Consider the following 21,438-nt stretch of genomic DNA (forward strand, 5'->3'; position numbering starts at 1 on the left):
CCTCAGAACCGCAGGCCGAGGCTGGTGAAGATGTAACGACCGGCCTGGTCGTATCCACCCAGCGAATTGCCGTTATAGGTCAGGCTGCCACCCACCAGCGGCGGTTCCTTGTCAGCGATGTTGTTGATGCCGACAGTCCAGGTCACGTAATCGCCCAACTGCACCGAACCGGACAGGTCGAAGTAGTTGTAAGCCGAGACCTTGTTACCCTGATTGACCAAACGAACATCGGTCGTGCCGCGGGTGCCGTCGGTGTTCTCGTAGTCCAGTTCGCTGATGTAGCGCCACCGCAGACCGACCGTGTAGCGGTCGAAGCTGTAGCGCGCGTTCAGCACGTGCCGCCATTTCGGGGTCTGACACGAGGTATTGACCACCCCCGCACAATCGTAGGTCAGATCATCCATGCCGGGCAGCGGCTCGTACTCCTGCTTGATCACGTAGCTGCCCATCAACGTGGTCGACAACCGGCCAGGCCCAACACTCCACGCATAGGCTGCGGTCAGGTCGACACCCTGGAAGTGCATCGAGCCGAAATTGCCCAGCGAGTTGTAGACCAGGCCGGACGTGTCCAGATCACTACCGCGAAACAGATCGCCGGTGGTCGCGTTGCGGCGGATGCGGCTGCACAGATCCGCATTCCCAGTCAACGCGCAGGCTGTCAGGATGTTGGAGGCACCGACCGCACGAATCGCATCCTCGATCTTGATGTCGTAGTAGTCCACGCTCAAGTCGAGATTGCTGATCGGTGTCGCTGCGAACCCTACTGTCCAGGTGTTGGCAGTCTCCGGGGTCAGTTCGGTGTTGCCACCGGCAACCTGGTTGTACTGGCCTGCCGGGTTGGCCGCGACATTGCCGTATTGGGCAGCAGTCACGCCGGTATTGGCGCACTGAGCGGCGGTGTACACAGGCGAGCTGCCGGCACAGGGATCGGTACCACTCCACAAACCGATGGTGTTGGCGTCGTAAAGCTCGGTGATGCTGGGCGCGCGGATCGCACGGTTCCAGCCGGCACGCAGCTTGAGCTTGCCATCGATGAATGCGGCACCGAGACCGGCCTTGTAGGTGCTCACTCCGCCGGACGTGTCGTAATCGGAGTAGCGGTAGCCCAATTGGAGATCCAGCAGGTTCAGGCTGCCGACATCGGCCACCAGCGGCACTGCGCTTTCCAAGAACAGCTCGTCCACCTTGATGTCGCCGGAGACATTGGTAGTGGGCCCTCCCAGTCCTGTGAAATTACCGGTCTGCATGTTGCTGTCGGCGATGCGATCGTAGGTCTCGGTACGGGTCTCGACGCCGGCCACCAGGCTGATCGGATGGGCGTCGCCGGCCCACGGCAGCCCATAACCGAAGTCACCGGTGACGTAGGCGTTCAGGACCCGCATCGTGGTTTCATAGTTGACGATGCCGACGCCCTGCAAGGCCTCGGCTTCCGCGGTGGTGACACTGTTAGTCCATACGCTATACGGCACACAGCCATCGAACGAACCGCTCGGGCACCCCAGCAGCGCGTCCTGCACCCGCGTAGTGACAAAATCGTTGATGCTCTCGCTGCGAGTGGAGCTACGGTTATAGGTGAACGACGCGTCGTAGGACCAGTTGCCGGCGATCGCACCACGTGCGCCGCCGGTGATGCTGAAGGCAGTGCTATCGCTATTGGTGATGCGCGGCCCCCCCTCAACGTTGCGCTTGGCCACGTAGACGGTGAACTCGTCATCGGTGATGCCGATATCCGAACACATGCTACCGATGACCGCGGTATTGCAATTGACGGTGACGTCAGTGAAGAACGCACCCGACGGGGCGATCTGGGTGGAACTGCGATGGTTAACGAACATCGTTTCCAGGTATGGCTCGAAGTGCTCATTGACCTGGTACTTAACGCTGGTACCGGCGGTATAGCGCGTATCTGGGCGCTGGTAGTAATTCACCGGCGCGTAGTTGTACAGGTATGGTGTGTCGGTCTGGGACCAGGTGCCGCTGGCCGATGGCAGCACGTAGAACGCACCGACGGACGGCGCCACAACGTAGAAGTTGGCCGGGTCGGCGGTGGCCGAGCCGCCGCAAGCGGTGCCCCGGTTGCTCAGTGCGCAGGCCGAGTAGTCGCGCTGCCCTTGCCGCAAGGCATCGTTCTCACGCCAGGTTGCCCAGGCGACTGCATGGCCGGACTCGCCAAAAGCACCGCCAATCGCGAGATCGAGGTTGCGCGAAATGCCGTCGAATCCGGAATTTCCCGTGGGATAGTCGTAGTTGGCATCATCCATCAGCCCACGCATCAGACTGTTGCTGTTGTCGTGCTGGTAAGCCGAATAGCCCATGTTGACGCTGACACCTTCGAAGGTATCGTCGAGCATGAAATTGACTACGCCAGCCACGGCATCCGAGCCGTACACCGCCGAGGCACCACCTGTAAGCAGATCGACACGGCTTACCAGCGCCGCCGGGATGATGCTGATGTCGGGGGTTTCGCCGATACCCTTGGGAATGCGGCGACCGTTGACTAGGGTCAGCGTGCGCTGCGCACCAAGTCCGCGCAGATCGACCGTGGCGTAGCCGAGCGAACCGTTGTTGGAGAACCCATCGAAAGTCGCAGCCAATTGCGGGTATTGATTCACAAGGTCTTCGACCTTGGTGGCGCCGGAGTACTGGAACTCTTCTTTACTGATTTCCGCAACCGGGCTTGAGGCGGTCATCGACTGGCTCTTCAAGCGCGTACCGGTGACGCTGATGGTGTCAAGCGTCTTGGCCGCCTCCGAGCCGCTCTGGTCCTGCGCCATGACCGGCGCTGACATCGCCATGACCGCGCCAACGGCAAGCGAACAGACTATGGCGTCGCGTAATTTACTGGTCTTCGGTTTCATTCTCTGCTCTCTCTCCAAAGGGAATGACAGCCACGCACATACGCGTCCCTTACGGGGCGTGCTGCGAATGGGGCAACTTCAGTAGGCAATACGCCGGGACCATCTCCGGCGAAAAAACGTGGCGGGCAGCTGGCGACACGAGGTCCCCTACCAGTTGCCTGCCAACCTGATGTTATGCCGTATTAAACAGAAATTAAACAAGATAATGATGCAAGGCGACATAAATGACGCAAATCGCCATCTACAGGCCGTTTCAACGACCGGAAACCAACAGGATGTGCGTTGTCAGGTTGGGACCTGGATCCCTGCCTCACGCAGCCGCCGCAGCAGCGGCGCCAATCCCACCAGGTGCCTGCGGGAGCCATGGATGGATCGGGTATGGATGGCGCCACGCACTTGTGCAGCGCTGGCGGTGGCGAATGGCTGATCGCGTAATTCCACCGATGTACCAAGATCAGTCAAGCCACAGCAGGACAGTACCCGTTGCAATTCGGCTTCCGGTGCGCTTACCAGTTGCTCGTAATGCACATCAAGGATCCGCCCGGGGATCACCTCGTGCCAATGCGCCATCGTCTCGCGGTAGGCCAAGTAGTACTCAGCCAACTCGGCTAGGTCGTAGGAGAACGGGTACGCACCATAGAACAACGTTTTGTAGATGGCGTAACAGGTGTCAAGTGGATCGCGTACCAGATGCAGGATGCGTGCCTTCGGCAACGCCGTGGCGATCATTCCGCAGTACAGATAGTTCACCGGCATCTTGTCGATGAACACCCCGTGGCCTCCGGCCGCTTCCCGAGCGCCTCGCAGGTACTCCCGCCCGACTGCGGAAAAGTCGATCGCCAGTGACGCCTGCGCCGGCGAACTATCTGGAAGGCGTAGACGCTGCTGGGCAGTCGCCTGGGAAAGCAGGCTGCTGAAATCCATCAATTCACCGGCCGAGCGTGCCCCAGCCCGCTCCACCAACAACCGCTCCAGCAGCGTGGTGCCGGTACGTGGCATACCCACGATGAAAATCGCACCCTCTCCAGCTTCACCGCAAGGCAGCGACGCCAAGGCTTCGGCGGTATAAACATTCCGTATCTCGGCAATATTCGTACACTCTGCCGCCACGCTGTAGTTCAGGCTCGCCCGTTTATGCCGGGCGGCTTCGGACAGCGTCTCGAATGCCTCGTCGTGACGCTGCAGATCCTCCAATTCCTTGGCTAAGGCATACAAGCACGCAGCACTGCCGGCGCGACTGCTGAATCCTGCCGCCAGCGCCGCACGCAACTGTTCCAGATGGTGGCGTTGCGGATCCTGGCGCCGCAATGTCGCACGCAGGTAATAAGCGTCTCCCGCATCAGGCACGATTGTCAGCAGGCGATCGAGCGTTACCTCAGCCTGCTCGAAATCACCCTTGAAGAACTGCATGGTGGCCAGGTCATAGAGCAAGCCTGGCTGATCGCCCAGCAGCTCGCGTGCCCTGCGATAAGCCCGTTCGGCACCCGCAACATCCTGGCAGCCACTGCGGAGTGCTGCCAAGCGACGCCATGCTTCGCCGTCGGTACCGACCAATGCTTCGGCTCGCTCCGCTACTTGCAACGCTTCGCGCCGACGACGTAGCCGCATCAGCAGATCGGCTTGTTTGAGCAGCAATGGCAAAGGATTTGACGCCACCGTGGCGGCGTACTCGATATGCCGTACTGCGGACGATGGATCTTCATTCGCCAACAGTGCCTCGGCGGCAAGCTCGTACACGGCGGCATCGGCAGCATTTTCGGAACAGGCCCGCGCGGCGTACTCCACCGCCTCTGCATAGCGTCCCGAGCGCAACAGGACATAGCCCTGTCTGACCACATCATCGACGTCAGTCCGCACCACCACGCCCTTCACAATTCCTGTCTCCACCATCGCCCTCATCCACCTTCGTTTTCAACGGATCCGACGCGCGCGCAAGGTCACTCCGGCTGGCGTGACCAGCATGTAACTGCCCAGTGCCGCCTTGCGCAAGATCACCTGGTCTCCCTCAACCAGATGACCGCGGCTGGTTGCTTCGGTAATCAGCCATTGCTGGTCGCTGTCGAGTTCGACCGTGCGAGTGCCGTCTGGGCGATAGACCAACGAAGTCACCTTTACCGTGAGCGATGCAGGCCCCGTCTCCACTGCGGCAGGCTCGCGCTGCCCATTCCAACCGAACTCATTGATCTGGCGATTAGCGGCCGCGGCCTGTACCTGGACGCTGGGTGGGTACTCGGCGTCATAGCAGCTCAAACGCGCCGATGGCTCGATCACCGTTGCGCAGCGATGCGAAACGACCTCCTCCGCAGCCAGCCTGCCGCTGACGCCCAACAGAACGCTCACGCTTACGATCGCGACCACCGCCGCGGTACGGTTACACATCTGTCCAGTCCCCCGAATCGACATCCGAGCATAACCTCTGCCCGCGGGTGCCGCACACCCTCTATGCTGAGGGCCTTCGCTCCATTTCCATCATTCACTTGGACAACTCAGCGCCATCACTGCAAACCGCCGCCGCCCTGATGCGAACTGGACGCTTGCGCGAGGCCGCCCAAACCTATCGCCAGGTGCTGGCGGCCCAACCGCGTCACGCCGATGCCTGGTACAACCTCGGCTACCTGCTGCGACAGCTGGGAGACTTCTCTTCAGCCCTGAATGCCTATGCACAGGCCCTTGCTTATGGCTGCTCGGAACCCGAGCAAGTTCACCTCAACCGCGCAGCTCTTTTCAGCGATCACCTGCAGCGCTATCCAGAAGCAGAGCACGAACTGAAACAAGCACTGCGCCTGTATCCAGACTATCCACCGGCGCTGTTGAACCTGGGCAACCTGCACGAGGAACGCGGCGAAGAAGCGCAGGCAGGCAGCGCCTATCGGCGACTGCTGTCTAGTCCATCCGCGGCCATTGGATTGCGATTGCAGGCGCAGGCACGATTGCTTCAGCTGGAGCCGCCGCGCACGTTGGATGATCCGCGTCTGGACGACCTGCACCAGGCCTGCGCAAAGCCTGATATCGATCCGGACACGCGCGCTACCGGCCTGTTCGCATTGGCCCAAGCCCATGACCGGCTGAAAAATCCGGAGCAGGCCTTCTCCCTTGCCGAAACCGGCAACTGTATCGCCCATGCCGGCGCTCCCGGCTACCACCACGAAGAAACGGAAGCACGATTCCGACGTATCGCCGAAGTGTTCACCGGACCGGGCTCGCCCCTGGGGACGAAAGATCCACCCTCGCCATTGTTCATCTGCGGCATGTTCCGCTCCGGCTCGACCCTGCTCGAACAGGCCTTGGCCTGCCACCCGCTGGTCCACGCCGGCGGCGAACTGGATCTGTTGCCACGCCTGATTGCAGGCCGGCTCGCGCCGTTTCCCGAAGCCGTGCGCGGCCTTTCCGAGCACGCCTTCGCCGAGCTGGCACGTGCTTACCGCCAACACTGCGCACGGCTGTTCCCGCAGACGGCCGGATACCACTACATAAGCGACAAACGGCCAGACAACTTCATGCTGATCGGCCTCATCAAGCGCATGTTCCCGCATGCTCGTATCGTCCACACCATCCGTCATCCGCTCGACACCGGGCTGTCCATCTTCATGCATCACCTCAACCCGGCCCGGTTCGACTACGCCGGCAAGCTCAAGGACATCGGCCATCACTATGGCCAGTACAGCCAGCTGATGCGGCACTGGCATGTGCAGTATCCCGGCAGCATCCATGACTTCGACTACGACGCCTTCGTCGCCGATCCCGAGCCGGCCATGCGCACGCTGCTGGACTTCCTCGAACTGCCCTGGGATCCGCGTTGCCTGCAACCGCACCAGGCCGGCAATGCGGTCAGGACCGCAAGCTATTGGCAAGTGCGCCGCCCCCTGCACACCCAGGCATCCGGTCGTTGGCGCCGATATCGCGATCAATTGGCTCCGCTGCGCCAGGCGCTGGCCGCATCCGGTGTCGAGCTGGCGGATTGATCCTGCGTTGATTCAGTGCGTGTGGTAGTCCACCAAGGCACGCTCCATTGCCTGAACCATCGTGCGTTCGGCAGATGTCAGCAACGGATTCCACACATCGAAGATCAGCACCACCCTGACTTCGTCACTGTCGTTGCGGGCTTCATGCTCGATTGAATCGTCGAACACCAGCACCTTGCCACGCTGCCACTCGCGCCAGTCATAGCCCACCCGGAAGCGGCAACGCTCAGGTACCACCAACGGCAGGTGCGCGACCAGACGTGCGTTGGTTTCGCCGTTGTGCGGCGGGATCGCGGTATGCGGGGCCAGTACCGAAAACATGGCGTTCGGGCACATCCCGTCGATCACGGCCGCATCCACCGTACGCAGCGCCGCGGCAGTGGCCGGACATCGCGCCAGGTTTTCCTCGACCGGCCGGCCATGTGCCCATAACGGATAGGAACTCCAGGCGCGGGAGTGATTGAGCTGGCGCCATTGATTCACCGGTTGATCCGGCGCATACGCCACGTAAGGCGTAAAGCTTTCCGCATCGGCGGACAACGCGGCCCACAACTCGGCTTCTATCTCATCCGTATGCGCCTGCAGCGCCTCGATCCAAGGGAACAGCGCTTCGTCATAGAAAGTGTGGGCCGGCAACCGCGGCACCAGCAATCGATTGCTCTGTGACGGATACGGACGACTGCGACCACTGGCGATGGCGACGGCCTCGTCCCATTTCGCAATGCTCCCCGCGTTCAACGCCGTGCGCGCCGGCGCCACCGCCTGCTGAAGATGTGTGGCCAGTTCTGTTGCGTCCAGATCGATCGCCTGCCGCGCCTGCTCCAGACGACGTCGCAAAGGTGCCGGCCATTGCGGCTCGGGCGGAGCCGCTAGCAACGCGTCGCGATAGATCGCTGCCGCCGCATGCCTGCGCCCCCGCGCCTGCTGGAACTCGGCCTTGGCCAATAGGCCGGGCAGAAAGTAGGGATCCAGCGTCAGCGCTGCCCCGATCGCCTGCCATTCCCCATCCAGATCCCCCATCGCCTGCCGCACCATAGCGATGCTCAGTACGATCATCGGATCGGTTGGTGCCGCCCGCCGGGCCGCCTGCAGATGTTCCATTGCCGCGGCCCAGTCACCTCGCCGGTACGCATGCACCCCGAGGCTGTACAGCGCCTGCGGATGTCCGGGCGACAGCTCGATTACTTTCCGCCAGCGCCGTTCCGCTTCCTGCCAATCTCCGGCTGCAGCAGCCTGCGCCGCTGCAGCCACGTATCGAGTCACGTCCCCATCAAGTCCCGATTCCTGCACCGCCATGTTGCCCCCCGTATCGCGCAAGGCCTCCCGACCTCGATCATACAAGTGGTTCGGACTCAGCGATGCATCGGACCGTGATGCCCTTGCGAGTCGGCCTTACCGTGATCATGCCCATGCCCATGCCCGTGGTCGTGGTCGTGGTCGTGGTCGTGGTCGTTACGATGCTCGCGCGGACTGCCGACACTGCAAGCGTCGCCGCAGTGGTCGGTCTCGATCTGCAAGGTGACGTGGTCGATCTCGAAGCGCTCGTGCAGGCGCTGGCCGAGTTGGCGCCGCACCAGATCGGCGTCGCTGCCCTCTTCCGTCACTATGTGCGCGGTGAGTGCTGGCGTGCTCGACGCCAGCGCCCACACGTGCAGGTCATGCACGTCCACGACCCGCTCATGCGCGCACAGTTCTTCGCGCACCGCGTGCAGGTCCACGCCCTTGGGCACGCCTTCGAGCAGTACGTTGATCGCCTCGCGCAGCAGCACCCAGGTCCGCGGTAGCACCCACAGGCCGATCAACACGGCCAGGATCGGATCGATCACCTGCCAGCCGGTAAAGCGGATCAGCAGCGCGCCGATGATCACCGCCACCGAACCGAGCATGTCGCTCCAGACTTCCAGGTAAGCGCCTTTGACGTTGAGGTTCTCGCCGCTGCCGGCGTGCAGCAGGCGCATCGCGATCAGATTGACGATCAAGCCCAGTGCGGCGATGCCCAGCATGCCGCTGGAAGCGATCGCCTGCGGTTCGCGGAAGCGCTCCACCGCTTCCCACAGGATGTAGGCGCCGACCACGAACAGCAGGGCGCCGTTGACCAGTGCGCCGAGCGCTTCCAGGCGGGCGTAGCCGTAGGTGCGGCGTGCGTCGGGCGGACGCCGGCTCAGGCGCACCGCGACCAGCGCGATCATCAGGCCGAGCGTGTCGGTCGCCATGTGCGCGGCGTCGGACAGCAACGCCAGGCTGTTGGTGATGAAGGCACCGGCGATCTCGACGAGCAGGAAGCCGCCGGTCAGGCCCAGTGCCCACCAAAGCGGCTTTTCGTGGCGGATTACGCTCGGTGCGTGGTTGTGGTCGTGTCCCATGATCTCGATCCGGCTGAATGCGCGCACCTTATGCGCCGACATGGCCGGAGACTATTACATCCACCATCTACTGACGGTGGATGTCCACGCACGGCGCTCACTCCGAGGGCGCGACCAGCTTGACCACGCTGGAAAAATCCAGCTTGCCGTTGCCGGCGCGACTGTTCATCGCATACAGGTTGCGCGCCAGCTCACCAAGCGGGATCGAGGCACCGACGCTCATCGCGGCCTCGGCCGCCAAGCCCAGATCCTTGAGCATCAGGTCGTTGCCGAAACCGCCGCTGTAGCCGCGCGAGGCCGGAGCATTCTCCAGCACACCCGGCCACGGGTTGCAGACCTCGGTGGCCCAACTGCGGCCGGTACTGACCGCCATCATCTGCGACAGCACCTTGGGATCGAGCCCGTGCGCCGCGCCGAGTGCGATCGCTTCGCCGGTGACCGCCATGATCACGCCCAGCGCCATGTTGTTGCACAGCTTGGCGACCTGGCCGGCCCCGCTGTCGCCGACGTGGAAGATGTTCTTGCCCATCGCCTGCAGGATCGGCCGCGCGCGCTCCAGCACCTCGGTTTCACCACCGACGATGAAGGTCAACGTGCCGGCGGCCGCGCCGGCGGTGCCGCCGGAAACCGGGGCATCGAGTATCTGCAAACCACGGGCCTGCACCGCCGCGGCGACCTTGCGCGCGCTCGCCGGGGCGATCGTGCTGCAGTCGATCACCAGCGCACCCGCGGGAATCTCGCGAAGGATGCCGTTCTCGCCCAGGTAAAGCCCTTCGACATGGCGGCTGGCCGGCAGCATCGAGATCACGACCTCGGCGTTGTCGAGCGCGGCGAGTGCCGATGTCGCTGCAGTGACGCCGGCGGCGACAGCTGCCTCCAGCGCTGCCGGAACCAGATCGTAGGCGTGAACGGTGTGACCGGCCTTGACCAGATTGGCGGCCATCGGGCCGCCCATGTTGCCCAGTCCGATGAAAGCGATGTGGCTCATTGGTTGTCTCCAAACTATGGGAAGGCGGGATTGCTTGCCCTCATCCGCCCCTTCGGGGCACCTTCTCCCGCACGCGGGAGGAGGACTCGAAAGCAGCATTCGTCAGTGCAGATCGGCCAGTGGATGCTGGGCTGGCGTCCACGGTGACTCGAAGAAACGCGCCGCCCAGGCTGCATCAGCTTCCGCGAGCGCGGCCGGGTTCCAGTGTGGCTGGCGGTCCTTGTCGATCAGCAACGCACGGATGCCTTCGGCGAAGTCGCCATGCGCGGCGGCATGCAGCGCGACCACGTACTCGATGCGGAAGGTGTCGGCCAGATCGAGGGTAGCCTCGCTGTGCTGCAACGCCCACGCCAGCCGCGCCGAGCCAGGTGCGCCACTGCGGAACGTGCTGCGCGCGGTTTGCAGCCACGCGTCCTCGCTGTCGAGCGCTTCGATCGCGGCGACCGCAGTTTCCAGCGTCGGCTGCGCGCCGATCCGCGCGATCAGTTCGGCGTGGATCTGCAGCGGCCCCGGTTCCGGCATCTGCGCAATCCCGCTCAGAAACCGCGAAAGCTGCTCGCCGTCCAGCGCCGCATCGCCGGTCCAGGCATGTGCACACAGGCTGTCGAGCAGGGCGGCATGCTGGCGGCTGTCCACGCAGACGTCGGCCAGTCCGGCATGGATCGCGTCGCTGGCATTCAGCGGTGCACCGGTCAGCGCGAGGAACAGGCCGGCGCCATTCGGTACACGTTGCATCAGCCAACTGCCGCCGACGTCGGGAAACAGACCAATCGTGATCTCGGGGAAGGCCAGCTTCGAACGCTCGGTCACCACGCGATGGCTGGCGCCGGACATCAAGCCGATGCCACCGCCCATCACGATGCCATGGCCCCAGCACAGGATCGGCTTGGGGTAGGTGTGGATACGGTAATCGAGGCGGTACTCCTCCTCGAAGAACGCGGCGGCGTAGTGATTGGCGGTGATGTCGTTCGCGCCCGATTCGCGGAATTCCAGCATGCCGCGGTACAGGCCATGCAGATCGCCACCGGCGCAGAACGCCTTCTCGCCCGCGCCTTGCAGCACCACGCAGGCGATGCGCGCGTCGTTCTGCCAATGGCGCAATTGCGCATCGAGCAGGCCGGTCATTTCCAGCGACAGGCCGTTGAGGGTCTTGGGCGTGTTGAGCGTGGCAATGCCGATGCGGTGGCCGCCGCCGGCTTCGCGCTCCTCGAACAGAACTACCGCCTGCGCGTCGTGCGGAGCGTTCATGCGTTCTTCCATTGCGGAGCGCGCTTCTCCAGGAATGCGGCGACACCTTCAACCTGATCGGCGGTGTCGAACAGATCGACGAACGCCTCACGCTCGGCAACCAACGCCGAGGCATGGGTGCCGGTGCGCGTGGCCTGCACCAGCGCCTTGCACGCCGCAACGCTGGACGGGCTCTGCCCGCCCGCCTTGTGCGCCCACTCGATCGCGCGCGCCCTCGCCTCGCCCCGTCCAACCTTTTCCTCAGCCAGACCGATACGCACCGCCGTATCGGCGTCGATACGCTCGCCGAGCAGGATCATGCGTTTGGCCCAACCCTCGCCGACCAGACGCGGCAGGTTCTGGGTACCCCCCGCGCACGGCAGCAGACCGACCGTGGCCTCCGGCAGCGCGAGCTGGGCATGCTCCTCGACGATGCGCAGGTCGCAAGCCAATGCGCATTCCAGGCCACCGCCCATCGCATAGCCATTGATCGCGGCAATCGATACGCCGCGGAACGCGCTCAGCGCCTCGAAGGCCTCGCCGAAGCGACGCGCCGCCTCGCGCGCCGCGGCCTTGTCGCCCGACGCGAACTGTTTGAGATCGGCGCCGGCAGAGAAGAATTTCTCGCCCTCACCGGTGATGACCAATGCGTAGGTGCTGCGATCGGCATCCAACGTCCGCACCAGATCGCGCAACGCTGCCAGGCTGTGCACGGTCCAGGTATGGGCCGGCGGATTGCTCAACGTGACAATGGCCACGTGGCCGTCGCGCTCGAGCTTCAATCCGGTGAACTCGCGCTGCGCTCCATCGCTCATCGCAGTTCCTCCCCGGTGCCGAGCAGATGCCGCGCGATGATCATCCGCATCACCTCGTTGGTACCTTCCAGGATGCGGTGCACGCGCGAGTCGCGCAGCAGCCGCTCGATCGGATATTCGCGGATATAGCCGTAGCCGCCGTGGATCTGCAGCGCCTCGTCGCAGATCGCAAAACCGGCATCGGTGGCGAAGCGCTTGGCCATCGCGCACCACACGGTGGCGTCGCGCGCGCCGGCGTCGAGCTTGCGCGCGGCGGTGTGCACCATCTGCCGTGCCGCAACCAATTGGGTCGCCATGTCGGCAAGCTTGAACTGCAATGCCTGAAAGTCGGCCAGGCGCTGGCCGAACTGGCGCCGCTCGCCCATGTAGCGGCGCGCCGCGTCGAATGCGCCTTGCGCGGCGCCGATCGAGCAGGCAGCGATGTTGATGCGACCACCATCGAGCGCCTTCATCGCCTGCTTGAAGCCTTCGCCTTCCTTGCCGAGCAGGTTCTGCGCCGGGATACGCACGCCTTCGAAACTGATGCCGCGCGTGGGCTGGCTGTTCCAGCCCATCTTCTCTTCCTTGCGTCCGTAGGAAATCCCCGGCGTATCGGCCGGTACCACGAACGCGCTGATGCCACGCGCGCCCTCCTCGCCCGTGCGTGCCATCACCACCAATACATCGGTGGCGCCGGCACCGGAGATGAAGGCCTTGCTGCCGTCGAGCACATAGCTGTCCCCGTCACGCACTGCGCGGGTCTTCAACGAAGCCGCATCGGAGCCAGCGCCCGGCTCGGTCAGACAATACGAGGCCAGTTTGTCGCCATTGCTCAGCAACGGCCCCCAATATCCGCGCACGGCATCCTGCGCAAAACGGGTGATCAACCAGTTCGCCATGTTGTGGATGCTGAAGAACGCCGAAGTCGAGGGATCGACCCGCGCCATTTCCTCGAATACCACCGCCGAATCCAGCCGGCTCATCCCCAGCCCGCCCCAGGCCTCATCGGTGTACAACCCACAGAAGCCCAGCTCGGCACCCTTGCGCAATGCCTCGCGCGGGAACTCGCTCTCGGCATCCCAGTGCGCGGCGTGCGGGGCCAGTTCCTTCTCGGCGAAATCACGCGCAGCGGCGCGGAAGGCTTCTTGTTCTTCGGTCAAGTCAGCGGTTTCGTACGGCATCTGCATTGCGGCGTTCATGGCGTCACTTCAAATTGATCGTGGTGTTGACGCCGTGGCCCAGCGTCTCGTCGTCGAACCAGCGCGCGGTCACGGTCTTGGTCTGGGTGTAGAACATGACCACCTGCTTGCCGTACGGGCCGAGGTCGCCGAGCTTGGAGGCGCGCGAACCGGTGAAGGAGAACAGCGGCACCGGCACCGGGATCGGCACGTTGATGCCGACCTGGCCGACGTCGATGTCTTCCTGGAACCTGCGCGCGGCCGCGCCGGACTGAGTGAACACGGCGGTGCCATTGCCGTTCGGATTGGCGTTGACCAGTGCGATCGCTTCGTCGAGCGTGTCCACTTCGAGGATCACCAGCACCGGTCCGAAGATTTCTTCGTCGTAGATGCGCATGCCCGGTTTGACACCGGAGAAGATGGTCGGGCCGACGAAGTTGCCCTTGTCATAGCCGTCGATACGCGGATTGCGCCCGTCCAGTTCGAGCTTGGCGCCCTGCTCGACACCGGAGGCGATCAACGCCTCGACCCGCTCGCGCGCCGCGCACGAGATCAGCGGGCCGACATCGGTCCCGGCCTCGGTGCCGCCGTTGACCTTGAGCGTCTTCGCCTTGGCGACCAGTTCGTCAATCCAGCCGCGCGCCTCACCAACCAGCACCAGCGTCGACGCGGCCATGCAGCGCTGACCGGCGGCGCCGAACGCCGCGCCCGCCGTCGCGTTGAGGGTCTGTTCCTTGTTGGCGTCAGGCAGCACCACCGCGTGGTTCTTGGCGCCCATCATGCATTGCACGCGCTTGCCGGCCAGCGAAGCGCGTTGATAGACGTGGGTGCCGACCTTGGTGGAACCGACGAACGAGACCGCCTTGATGTCGGGGTGGTCGCAGATCGCGTTGACCACGTCCGGGCCGCCGTGGACGACGTTGAGCACGCCCTTCGGGATGCCGGCTTCCAGCGCCAGTTCGACCAGGCGCATCGTCACCATCGGGTCCTGTTCGGACGGTTTGAGCACGAAGGTGTTGCCGGTGGCGATCGCCATCGGGAACATCCACAGCGGGATCATCGCCGGGAAATTGAACGGGGTGATGCCGGCGCACACGCCCAGCGGTTGCAGCAGCGTGTAGGTATCCACACCGGTGGCGACGTTGTTGGCCAGCTCGCCCAGTTGCAGATTGCCGATCGCCGCGGCGTGCTCGACCACTTCCAGCCCGCGGAACACATCGCCCTCGGCATCCGGCAGGGTCTTGCCCTGCTCGGCGGTCAGCAACGCGGCCAGCTCCTTCATGTTTTCGCGGATCAGCTGCTGGTACTTCAGGAAGATGCGGGCACGGACGCCGACCGGGGTCTTGCGCCAGGTCTGGAATGCGGTCCTGGCCGCGGCCACCGCCGCATCGACCTCGGCGGAAGTCGCGAACGGCACCTTCGCCAGCACCTGCTGGGTGGCCGGGTTGACCACGTCCCTCCAGTCGGTGGAGGTGGATTGGACGAATTCGCCGTCGATCAGCAGGCGCACGCGGGAAACGGAATCGCTCATGTGGGGGATCCAGGGAAGAACTCTTCGCATTGTTCGCACCCAGGGCAGCACATTCACCCGGAAATCCGCTTAATCGCGCTAAGCTCCCCGCACAAATTTGCGAATATTGCGAATCCATGCCACATCCACATCGCCAGCTGGGCCTGCGCCTGCAGCGCCTGCGCCAGCAACACGGCCTGACCCAGGCCGAATTGGCGCGGCGCCTGCAGCTCTCGCCGAGCTACCTGAACCAGATCGAGCGCAACCAGCGGCCGCTGACCCTGGACGTGCAACGGCGTCTGCAGGAAGTACTCGGCGACCTGGGCGATCTGCTCGACGCCGGCGATCCGTCCGCCCTGGTCGAACCGCTCGATCAGACCCTGCGCGCGCTCGGTCACGGCAATCTGTCCAGCAGCGAGTTGCGCCTGCTGGCCGGCAACCTGCCGCAGGTCGCGCATGCCTTGCTCGATCTGCACCGGCAACATCGCCACCTGCACGAACGCGCCGCCGCGCTGGAGCAGCAGGTGGGCAACCACCAATCCGCCGCGCCGCTGCTGCCGCCTGGCGATCAGGTCCGCGACTACTTCAACCGCGCGCACAACCATATCGTCGAACTGGATGAGCGCGCCGAGGCGCTCTATGCCGAACTCGGCCTGACGCCCGGCAACCTGGCCGGCCGGTTGCGCCAGCGATTGGCCGACCGCCACGGCATCGTCGTGGAAACGCCCGGCGCACCTCTGGGCGGGATCAAGCGCGAACTCGATGCCGCCCGTCGCACGCTATGGCTGGCCGATCACCTCAAACCCGGCCAACAGGCCTTCCAACTGGCCGCCCAGCTCGCGCTGCTGGAATACGCGCCGCTGCTGGACGCGCGCATCGCCGACGCCGGCTTCGACGATCCGGAGCGCATCGCGCTGATGCGGATCGGGCTGTCGAACTACTTCGCCGGTGCGCTGGTGATGCCCTATGCCGAGTTCCTGCACAGCGCACAGACCTCGCGCTACGACATCGACTGGCTGGCGCACCGTTTCGGGGTCGGTTTCGAAGCGGTCTGCCATCGCCTGAGCACCTTGCAGCGACGCGGCCACACCGGGTTGCCGATCTTCTTCATGCGGGTGGATCGGGCCGGCAACGTCTCCAAGCGCCACTCGTCCACCGATTTCCACTTCTCCCACGTCGGCGGCTCGTGCCCGCTGTGGATCGTCTACGAGGCGTTCAACCAACCCGGCCGCATCCTCACCCAGATCGCGCGCATGCCGGACGGTCGCGCCTATTTCTGGCTGGCGCGGCAGGTCAGCAGCGGTGAACCGGGCTATGGCCAGCCGCGCAAGACCTTCGCCCTCACCGTCGGCTGCGACCTGCGCCACGCCGATCAACTGATCTACTCGCGCGGCTGGGACCTGAAGGCGATCGACGATGCGGTACCGATCGGCCCCGGCTGCCTGACCTGCGAACGCGACGATTGCGTGCAGCGTGCGTTTCCGAGCCTGTTGCGGCCCAGGTCACTTCCCGGGCTCTGATATCCCCATCGGAAAAGCGCCATGCGCTATCGCGGCTCGGCGCCCGCCAGGAACATCTCGACAGCGCGCCTGGCCAGACTCCGGATCGCGGTGCGTCCTATCGGCGCGGGATCGCGCTGATACACCCGCGCATTGATCTCGGCCGTGACCAGCGACATGAACTGTTTCGCGAACACCGACGCCGTCCCCCGGCGCAGCACGTCGTGCTCGATCGCCACGCGAAACAACTTGCCCAAGGCCGCGAGGGATTCGCTCGGACCTGATTCATAGAACAACTGCGCCGCCTCGGAATGGCCCACCTCCGCCAGCACCAGCCGGTGGATGGCACGCGCGCGCTCATCGTTGGTAAGCACCAGCAATGTCTGTTCGGAAAAACACGTCAACGCCGCCCTGAGCTCAACCAGCGTCGTCACGCTTGCCGGAAGTTCCCGTACGGCTTCGGACAGATGCGCAGTGGCCAACGAGCGGACCACGGTTTCGAACAGAACCTTCTTCGATGGGAAGTAGCCATAGAGCGTGGCTTTCGATCCGCCCAGCCGCTTCGTCAATTCATTCATCGAGGCTCTTTCGTAACCGAGTTCCTGAAACAGCGCTGCGGCTGCCTCAATGATCGCTTCCCGCCTCACGTCCGTGCGTACTTTCATTTTTCTACCAAAACCAGAAGTGAACCGCACTGTACTTTTTTCCTTGACACCAGGAAAACCCGGCACCTAAAGTGAACCGTACTGTACGGTTTTACCTGAACGGCGGGATGCCGGTCACACGACACTCCGGCACGGGATCGCCACGAGGTTCTGCACGCTCCAACGCGCTATCGAAACAAGGCGAATACCCGCGCAATTCGCGCGGCGGTTGCGGAAATGTGTCACGGGCATGACGCCATGTCCGTGGAGCCCATCCCCCTACATCGTGAGCGACGAAATGAAAGGTTCATCCAGGTACCCGGCAGCCGCCTTGCGCATCCTGAAAAACGGATTCGAGCGAAGTGAGCAGCAGCCCATCACATCGGCGAACGCGGCATTCCCTTTCGCTCGCCCAGGGCAGCGCGCCTATGTCGCGCTCGAAGGACCGTTGCTCGATATCGAGGCGATGATCCAGGTATTGAGCCCATCACCGGGCTCCGAGCATGGCTCCTGCCCGCCGCTACTCGGTGCCCCGGAAGGGATGAGTTACCTGGCGCGAATGGGCTACATCCCGCATATCGTCATCGTCAGCCAGCTACATCCCGTCGCGATTCCGATGCTGACCGCGTGGATCCACAAACATTTCCATGCTCCTTCCGAACACATCGTGATCGTGGCGGACGGCCAACCCTTCGGCGCCGCTGAGGATTACCTGATCCTGGATGCGTTGGGCGAGCATCTGGCCGCTTCCTTCCAGGGCACAGCGGTGCCTTTTCTGGGTGGTTGGCGGGATGTGGCGCTGATGTTTCCACCCGCGAGACATCCTGAGGTGTTCGATCGATCGCATGCGGTACACGCGTCGCCGGCACCGGATCGAAGCGGGACATGAGGCTGAAGCACGCTCCATTCGGCAACGCGACGTCGTTGCCGCAAGCCACCGTCACCGCAGCCGGGACGCTGCGATGACAAATGCGTTGTTCCGCCAGGAGGTTCTGCAGGCTCGGCAGACCCCTTGGATCGGCGGCATCTCGATAACGGCACCGCCTTCGCGCTGGTGGCTGGTGGCGTTGGCCGGCTCGCTGGGGGGCGTGTTGCTGTTGTTCTTCTGCTTCGGCAGCTACACCCGTCGCGAAAGTGTCACCGGCCAGATCGTGCCCAGTGGCGGTTTGCTCAATGTCAGCGCGGTGAACGCTGGCGTGGTCAGCCGCGTGCTGGTGCGCGACGGCCAGCAGGTGCAGGCGGGCACGCCGTTGCTGGAAATCTCCAGCGAGCAAGGCAGCGCCGTGCTCGGCGATACCCACGCCCTGATCGCCCGCCAGCTTGCCGATCAACATGGCCGGCTCGATGCGGATCTGGATACCCAACGGCAGGCGACGCAGCAGCTCGAACAGGCACTACGCGGCAAGATCGTCCTGCTGCGCTCGCAACTCGGACAGATGGGTTCGCAGATCGACATCCAGCGGCAGCAGGCGCAAAGCGCTGCGGATATGTTGAAGCGCGTCGAGCCGCTGATCGCGAAGGGATACATCTCCGCCTTCCAGATCCAGCAGCAGAAGTCGGCGATGCTGGATGCGCAATCCCAATACAAGGCCCTGGTCCGCCAGCAACTGGACCTGCGCCAGCAGATCGCCGATGCCGAGCAGCAGCTGGCCAAGCTGCCGCTGGACAGCAGCACCCTGCGCAATGACACCGAACGCAAGCTGGCCGACGTGAACCAGTCGATGGCGCAGAACGAGATGCAGCGCGCGGTGATCCTGCGTGCCCCGGTCGATGGCGTGGTGTCGGTGGTGCTGCCCAAAGCCGGGCAGATGGTGACCGTGGGACAGTCGCTGCTGTCGCTGCTGCCGATGAAATCGACGCTGCAGGCGCAGCTTCTGGTGCCCAGCCGCGCGGTCGGTTTCATCGCACCGGGCAACCGCGTGGTGCTGCGCTATCAGGCGTTCCCCTATCAGAAGTTCGGCCAGCAATACGGCCGTGTCGCCGAGGTTTCGCGCAGCGCGTTGACGCCGCCGGAAGTCGCCGCCGTGCTGGGCCAGTCGCCGCAGCAGGACCAGGGCCCGCTGTATCGGGTGCAGGTCGCGCTGGATCGCCAGCAGGTGCAGGCCTATGGCAAACCGGAGTCGGTCAAGCCCGGCATGGCGCTGGATGCGGACATCCTGATGGAACGTCGCAGCCTGGTCGAATGGTCGTTCGAACCGCTGTACGGGATGGCCCGCCGGTTCCTGGGCAAGGACGCAAACGCGCATGGCTGACGGCACCTCCAGCGCGCCGCGCGTCGCCTCTCAAGCCACGGTCGACCTGCAGTTCGGCTGGCGTCCCGCGCTGCCGATGATCCTGCAGACCGAAGCGGCCGAATGCGCGCTGGCCTGCCTGACCATGGTCGGCCGCTACCACGGGCACGCAGTCGACCTGCCCGGCCTGCGCCAGCGTTTTTCCGGCTCGCTCAAAGGCGTGGATCTGGCGCAGACGATGGCCGTGGCCGCGCAGCTGAGCCTCGACAGCAGGCCATTGCGGCTGGAACTGGACGAACTGCCGCAGCTGGAGCGCCCCTGCATCCTGCATTGGGATCTGAACCACTTCGTGGTGTTGAAACAGGTCAACGCCAACGGCATCGTGATCCACGATCCCGCCCGCGGCGTGTGCACGCTGGATTTCGCCGAAGCATCGCGCCACTTCAGTGGCGTAGCGCTGGAGCTGACGCCGACCGCCGATTTCACCCCGGTCAGCGCGCAACAGCAGATTTCGCTGCGTGCGCTGACCGGCAAGGTGCGCGGCGTGGTGCCTGCGCTGGTGCAGATCCTGGTGCTGGCGGCGGTGCTGGAAATCTTCAGCCTGGCCGGGCCGTTCTACCTGCAATGGACGATGGACCAGGTACTGGTGTCGGCCGATCGCGACCTGCTCACCCTGCTGGGCCTGGGCTTCATCGCCATTGCCGTGTTCCAGGCCGCGATCACCGCCATGCGCTCGTGGCTGGTGGCCTGGCTGGGCGCCAACATCACCGTGCAATGGGCGAGCAACCTGACCGCGCACATGCTGCGGCTGCCGCTGGACTGGTTCGAAAAACGCCACATGGGCGACGTGGTCTCACGGATGGGTTCGCTGCAGACCATCCAGAGAACCTTGACCACCCAGTTCATCGGCTCGTTGCTGGATGGATTGATGTCCGTGGTCACGCTGGTGGTGATGGCCATCTACAGCCTGCCGCTGGCGGGGTTGGTGCTGGGCCTGTTCGTGGTGTACGGGCTGCTGCGCTGGGGATTCTTCACGCCGCTGCGGCGCGCCAACGAGGCGCAGATCGTCTACGCCGCGCGCCAGCAGAGCGAGTTGCTGGAAACGATCCGCGGCGTGCTGCCGATCAAGCTGGCCAACCAGCAGGACACCCGCCGCGCCCGCTACGCCAACGCCACGGTGGAAACCACCAATCGCGACATCGGCATCCAGCGATTGGGCATCGGTTTCAGTGCGGCCAATCAGTTGCTGTTCGGCATCGGCCGGGTCGCGATGATCTGGATCGCGGCGCTGCTGACGCTGCGCGGTGAATTCTCGGCCGGCATGCTGATCGCCTTCATCGCCTACGCCGATCAGTTCATCAGCCGCGCAGCGGGGCTGATCGACAAGTGGGTCGATCTGCGCATGCTCAAGCTGCACGGCGAGCGCCTGGCCGACATCGCACTGAGCGCGCCGGAGCAGGAAGACACCGAAAACTGGCAAGGCGAACTTGCCGATGCCAGCGTGGAAGTGCGCAACGTGAGCTTCCGCTACGCCGACAACGAGCCCTGGGTGCTCCGGCATTGCAACCTGCGCATCGCCTCGGGCGAGTCGGCGGCGATCGTTGGCCCCTCCGGCTGCGGCAAGACCACATTGGCCAAGATCATCCTGGGTCTGCTGGAGCCCACCGAGGGCGAAGTGCTGTTCGGCGGCGTGCCGATCAAGAAGCTGGGTTATCGGCGCTACCGCAGCCTGCTCGGCGCGGTGATGCAGGACGACCAACTGTTCGCCGGCAACATCGCCGACAACATCAGCTTCGGTGCCGCCGATGCCGCGCCTGCGCAGATCGTGGCGGCGGCGCGTCTGGCCGCGGTCGATCAGGACATCGCGGCGATGCCGATGGGCTACCAGAGCCTGGTCGGCGACATGGGCTCGAGCCTTTCCGGCGGCCAGAAGCAACGGGTGATCCTGGCCAGGGCGTTGTATCGCCTGCCCAGGCTATTGGTGCTGGACGAGGCCACCAGCCATCTGGACGTGGAACGCGAGCGCCTGGTCAACGCAGCGATCGGCCAGCTCGACGTCACCCGCATCGTGATCGCGCACCGGCCCGAAACCGTGGCCAGCACGCACAAGACCATCGAATTGAGAGATCCAAGAATTGAGCGGCGATCTGTCTGATGCCGTTCCTTGCCCGGTGGAGGCTTTCC

At 64.2% G+C, this 21,438-nt stretch carries 16 protein-coding genes; 5 read left to right on the forward strand and 11 right to left on the reverse strand.

Annotated elements, in window-relative coordinates:
* Positions 1 to 2 precede the first annotated feature (2 nt).
* From AC3WJE_RS06695 to AC3WJE_RS06705, 3 genes are all read right to left on the reverse strand, one after another.
* The gene (locus tag AC3WJE_RS06695; protein ID WP_493730006.1) at positions 3 to 2,789 is read right to left on the reverse strand and encodes a TonB-dependent receptor domain-containing protein; all 2,787 of its coding nucleotides are present in this window, start codon (positions 2,787 to 2,789) and stop codon (positions 3 to 5) included.
* A gap of 354 nt (positions 2,790 to 3,143) precedes the next feature.
* The gene (locus tag AC3WJE_RS06700) at positions 3,144 to 4,757 is read right to left on the reverse strand and encodes a sulfotransferase family protein (protein ID WP_493730007.1); all 1,614 of its coding nucleotides are present in this window, start codon (positions 4,755 to 4,757) and stop codon (positions 3,144 to 3,146) included.
* 12 nt (positions 4,758 to 4,769) lie between these two features.
* Positions 4,770 to 5,237, reverse strand: coding sequence for a hypothetical protein (locus tag AC3WJE_RS06705; protein ID WP_493730008.1), 468 nt, complete (start codon positions 5,235 to 5,237; stop codon positions 4,770 to 4,772).
* A 47-nt stretch (positions 5,238 to 5,284) separates the two neighbouring features.
* Here AC3WJE_RS06705 and AC3WJE_RS06710 point away from each other — a divergent pair, with 47 nt between their 5' ends.
* Positions 5,285 to 6,820, forward strand: coding sequence for a sulfotransferase family protein (locus AC3WJE_RS06710; protein ID WP_493730009.1), 1,536 nt, complete (start codon positions 5,285 to 5,287; stop codon positions 6,818 to 6,820).
* Between the two features lie 12 nt (positions 6,821 to 6,832).
* Here the strand turns inward: AC3WJE_RS06710 and AC3WJE_RS06715 are convergent, their stop codons facing one another.
* The 7 genes from AC3WJE_RS06715 to AC3WJE_RS06745 form a co-directional block, all read right to left on the reverse strand.
* Positions 6,833 to 8,083: an aspartyl/asparaginyl beta-hydroxylase domain-containing protein gene (locus AC3WJE_RS06715; protein ID WP_493730010.1), complete on the reverse strand. Its 1,251-nt coding sequence runs from the start codon at positions 8,081 to 8,083 to the stop codon at positions 6,833 to 6,835.
* Between the two features lie 89 nt (positions 8,084 to 8,172).
* Entirely contained in the window at positions 8,173 to 9,183 is a 1,011-nt protein-coding gene (locus AC3WJE_RS06720; RefSeq protein ID WP_493730064.1) for a cation diffusion facilitator family transporter, read from the reverse strand.
* 97 nt (positions 9,184 to 9,280) lie between these two features.
* Positions 9,281 to 10,171: a 3-hydroxyisobutyrate dehydrogenase gene (gene mmsB, locus AC3WJE_RS06725; RefSeq protein WP_493730011.1), complete on the reverse strand. Its 891-nt coding sequence runs from the start codon at positions 10,169 to 10,171 to the stop codon at positions 9,281 to 9,283.
* Between the two features lie 102 nt (positions 10,172 to 10,273).
* Positions 10,274 to 11,419, reverse strand: a complete 1,146-nt coding sequence (locus tag AC3WJE_RS06730; protein WP_493730012.1) for an enoyl-CoA hydratase/isomerase family protein — start codon at positions 11,417 to 11,419, stop codon at positions 10,274 to 10,276.
* Positions 11,416 to 12,213: an enoyl-CoA hydratase gene (locus AC3WJE_RS06735; RefSeq protein ID WP_493730013.1), complete on the reverse strand. Its 798-nt coding sequence runs from the start codon at positions 12,211 to 12,213 to the stop codon at positions 11,416 to 11,418. Before AC3WJE_RS06735 ends, AC3WJE_RS06730 begins: the two co-directional genes overlap by 4 nt.
* Positions 12,210 to 13,391, reverse strand: coding sequence for an acyl-CoA dehydrogenase family protein (locus AC3WJE_RS06740; protein ID WP_493730014.1), 1,182 nt, complete (start codon positions 13,389 to 13,391; stop codon positions 12,210 to 12,212). The genes AC3WJE_RS06735 and AC3WJE_RS06740 overlap by 4 nt, the downstream gene beginning before the upstream one ends.
* Positions 13,392 to 13,395: 4 nt before the next feature.
* Positions 13,396 to 14,901: a CoA-acylating methylmalonate-semialdehyde dehydrogenase gene (locus AC3WJE_RS06745; RefSeq protein WP_493730015.1), complete on the reverse strand. Its 1,506-nt coding sequence runs from the start codon at positions 14,899 to 14,901 to the stop codon at positions 13,396 to 13,398.
* Positions 14,902 to 15,017: 116 nt separating this feature from the next.
* On the opposite strand from AC3WJE_RS06745, the gene AC3WJE_RS06750 reads away from it, so the two are divergent.
* Positions 15,018 to 16,400 carry a helix-turn-helix domain-containing protein gene (locus tag AC3WJE_RS06750; protein ID WP_493730016.1) on the forward strand — a complete coding sequence of 461 codons (1,383 nt, stop codon included), beginning with the start codon at positions 15,018 to 15,020 and terminating at the stop codon, positions 16,398 to 16,400.
* Between the two features lie 26 nt (positions 16,401 to 16,426).
* On the opposite strand, the gene AC3WJE_RS06755 is transcribed toward AC3WJE_RS06750, so the two are convergent.
* Positions 16,427 to 17,044, reverse strand: a complete 618-nt coding sequence (locus AC3WJE_RS06755; protein ID WP_493730017.1) for a TetR/AcrR family transcriptional regulator — start codon at positions 17,042 to 17,044, stop codon at positions 16,427 to 16,429.
* A gap of 277 nt (positions 17,045 to 17,321) precedes the next feature.
* Here AC3WJE_RS06755 and AC3WJE_RS06760 point away from each other — a divergent pair, with 277 nt between their 5' ends.
* The 3 genes from AC3WJE_RS06760 to AC3WJE_RS06770 all read left to right on the forward strand — a co-directional run bounded on the left by AC3WJE_RS06760 (position 17,322) and on the right by AC3WJE_RS06770 (position 21,409).
* Positions 17,322 to 17,912: a hypothetical protein gene (locus AC3WJE_RS06760; RefSeq protein WP_493730018.1), complete on the forward strand. Its 591-nt coding sequence runs from the start codon at positions 17,322 to 17,324 to the stop codon at positions 17,910 to 17,912.
* Between the two features lie 73 nt (positions 17,913 to 17,985).
* Positions 17,986 to 19,275 carry an HlyD family secretion protein gene (locus AC3WJE_RS06765; RefSeq protein WP_493730019.1) on the forward strand — a complete coding sequence of 430 codons (1,290 nt, stop codon included), beginning with the start codon at positions 17,986 to 17,988 and terminating at the stop codon, positions 19,273 to 19,275.
* Positions 19,268 to 21,409, forward strand: coding sequence for a peptidase domain-containing ABC transporter (locus AC3WJE_RS06770; RefSeq protein WP_493730020.1), 2,142 nt, complete (start codon positions 19,268 to 19,270; stop codon positions 21,407 to 21,409). The genes AC3WJE_RS06765 and AC3WJE_RS06770 overlap by 8 nt, the downstream gene beginning before the upstream one ends.
* Positions 21,410 to 21,438 lie beyond the last annotated feature (29 nt).

It is taken from the genome of Pseudomonas sp. GW821-FHT07E12 (assembly GCF_058986605.1).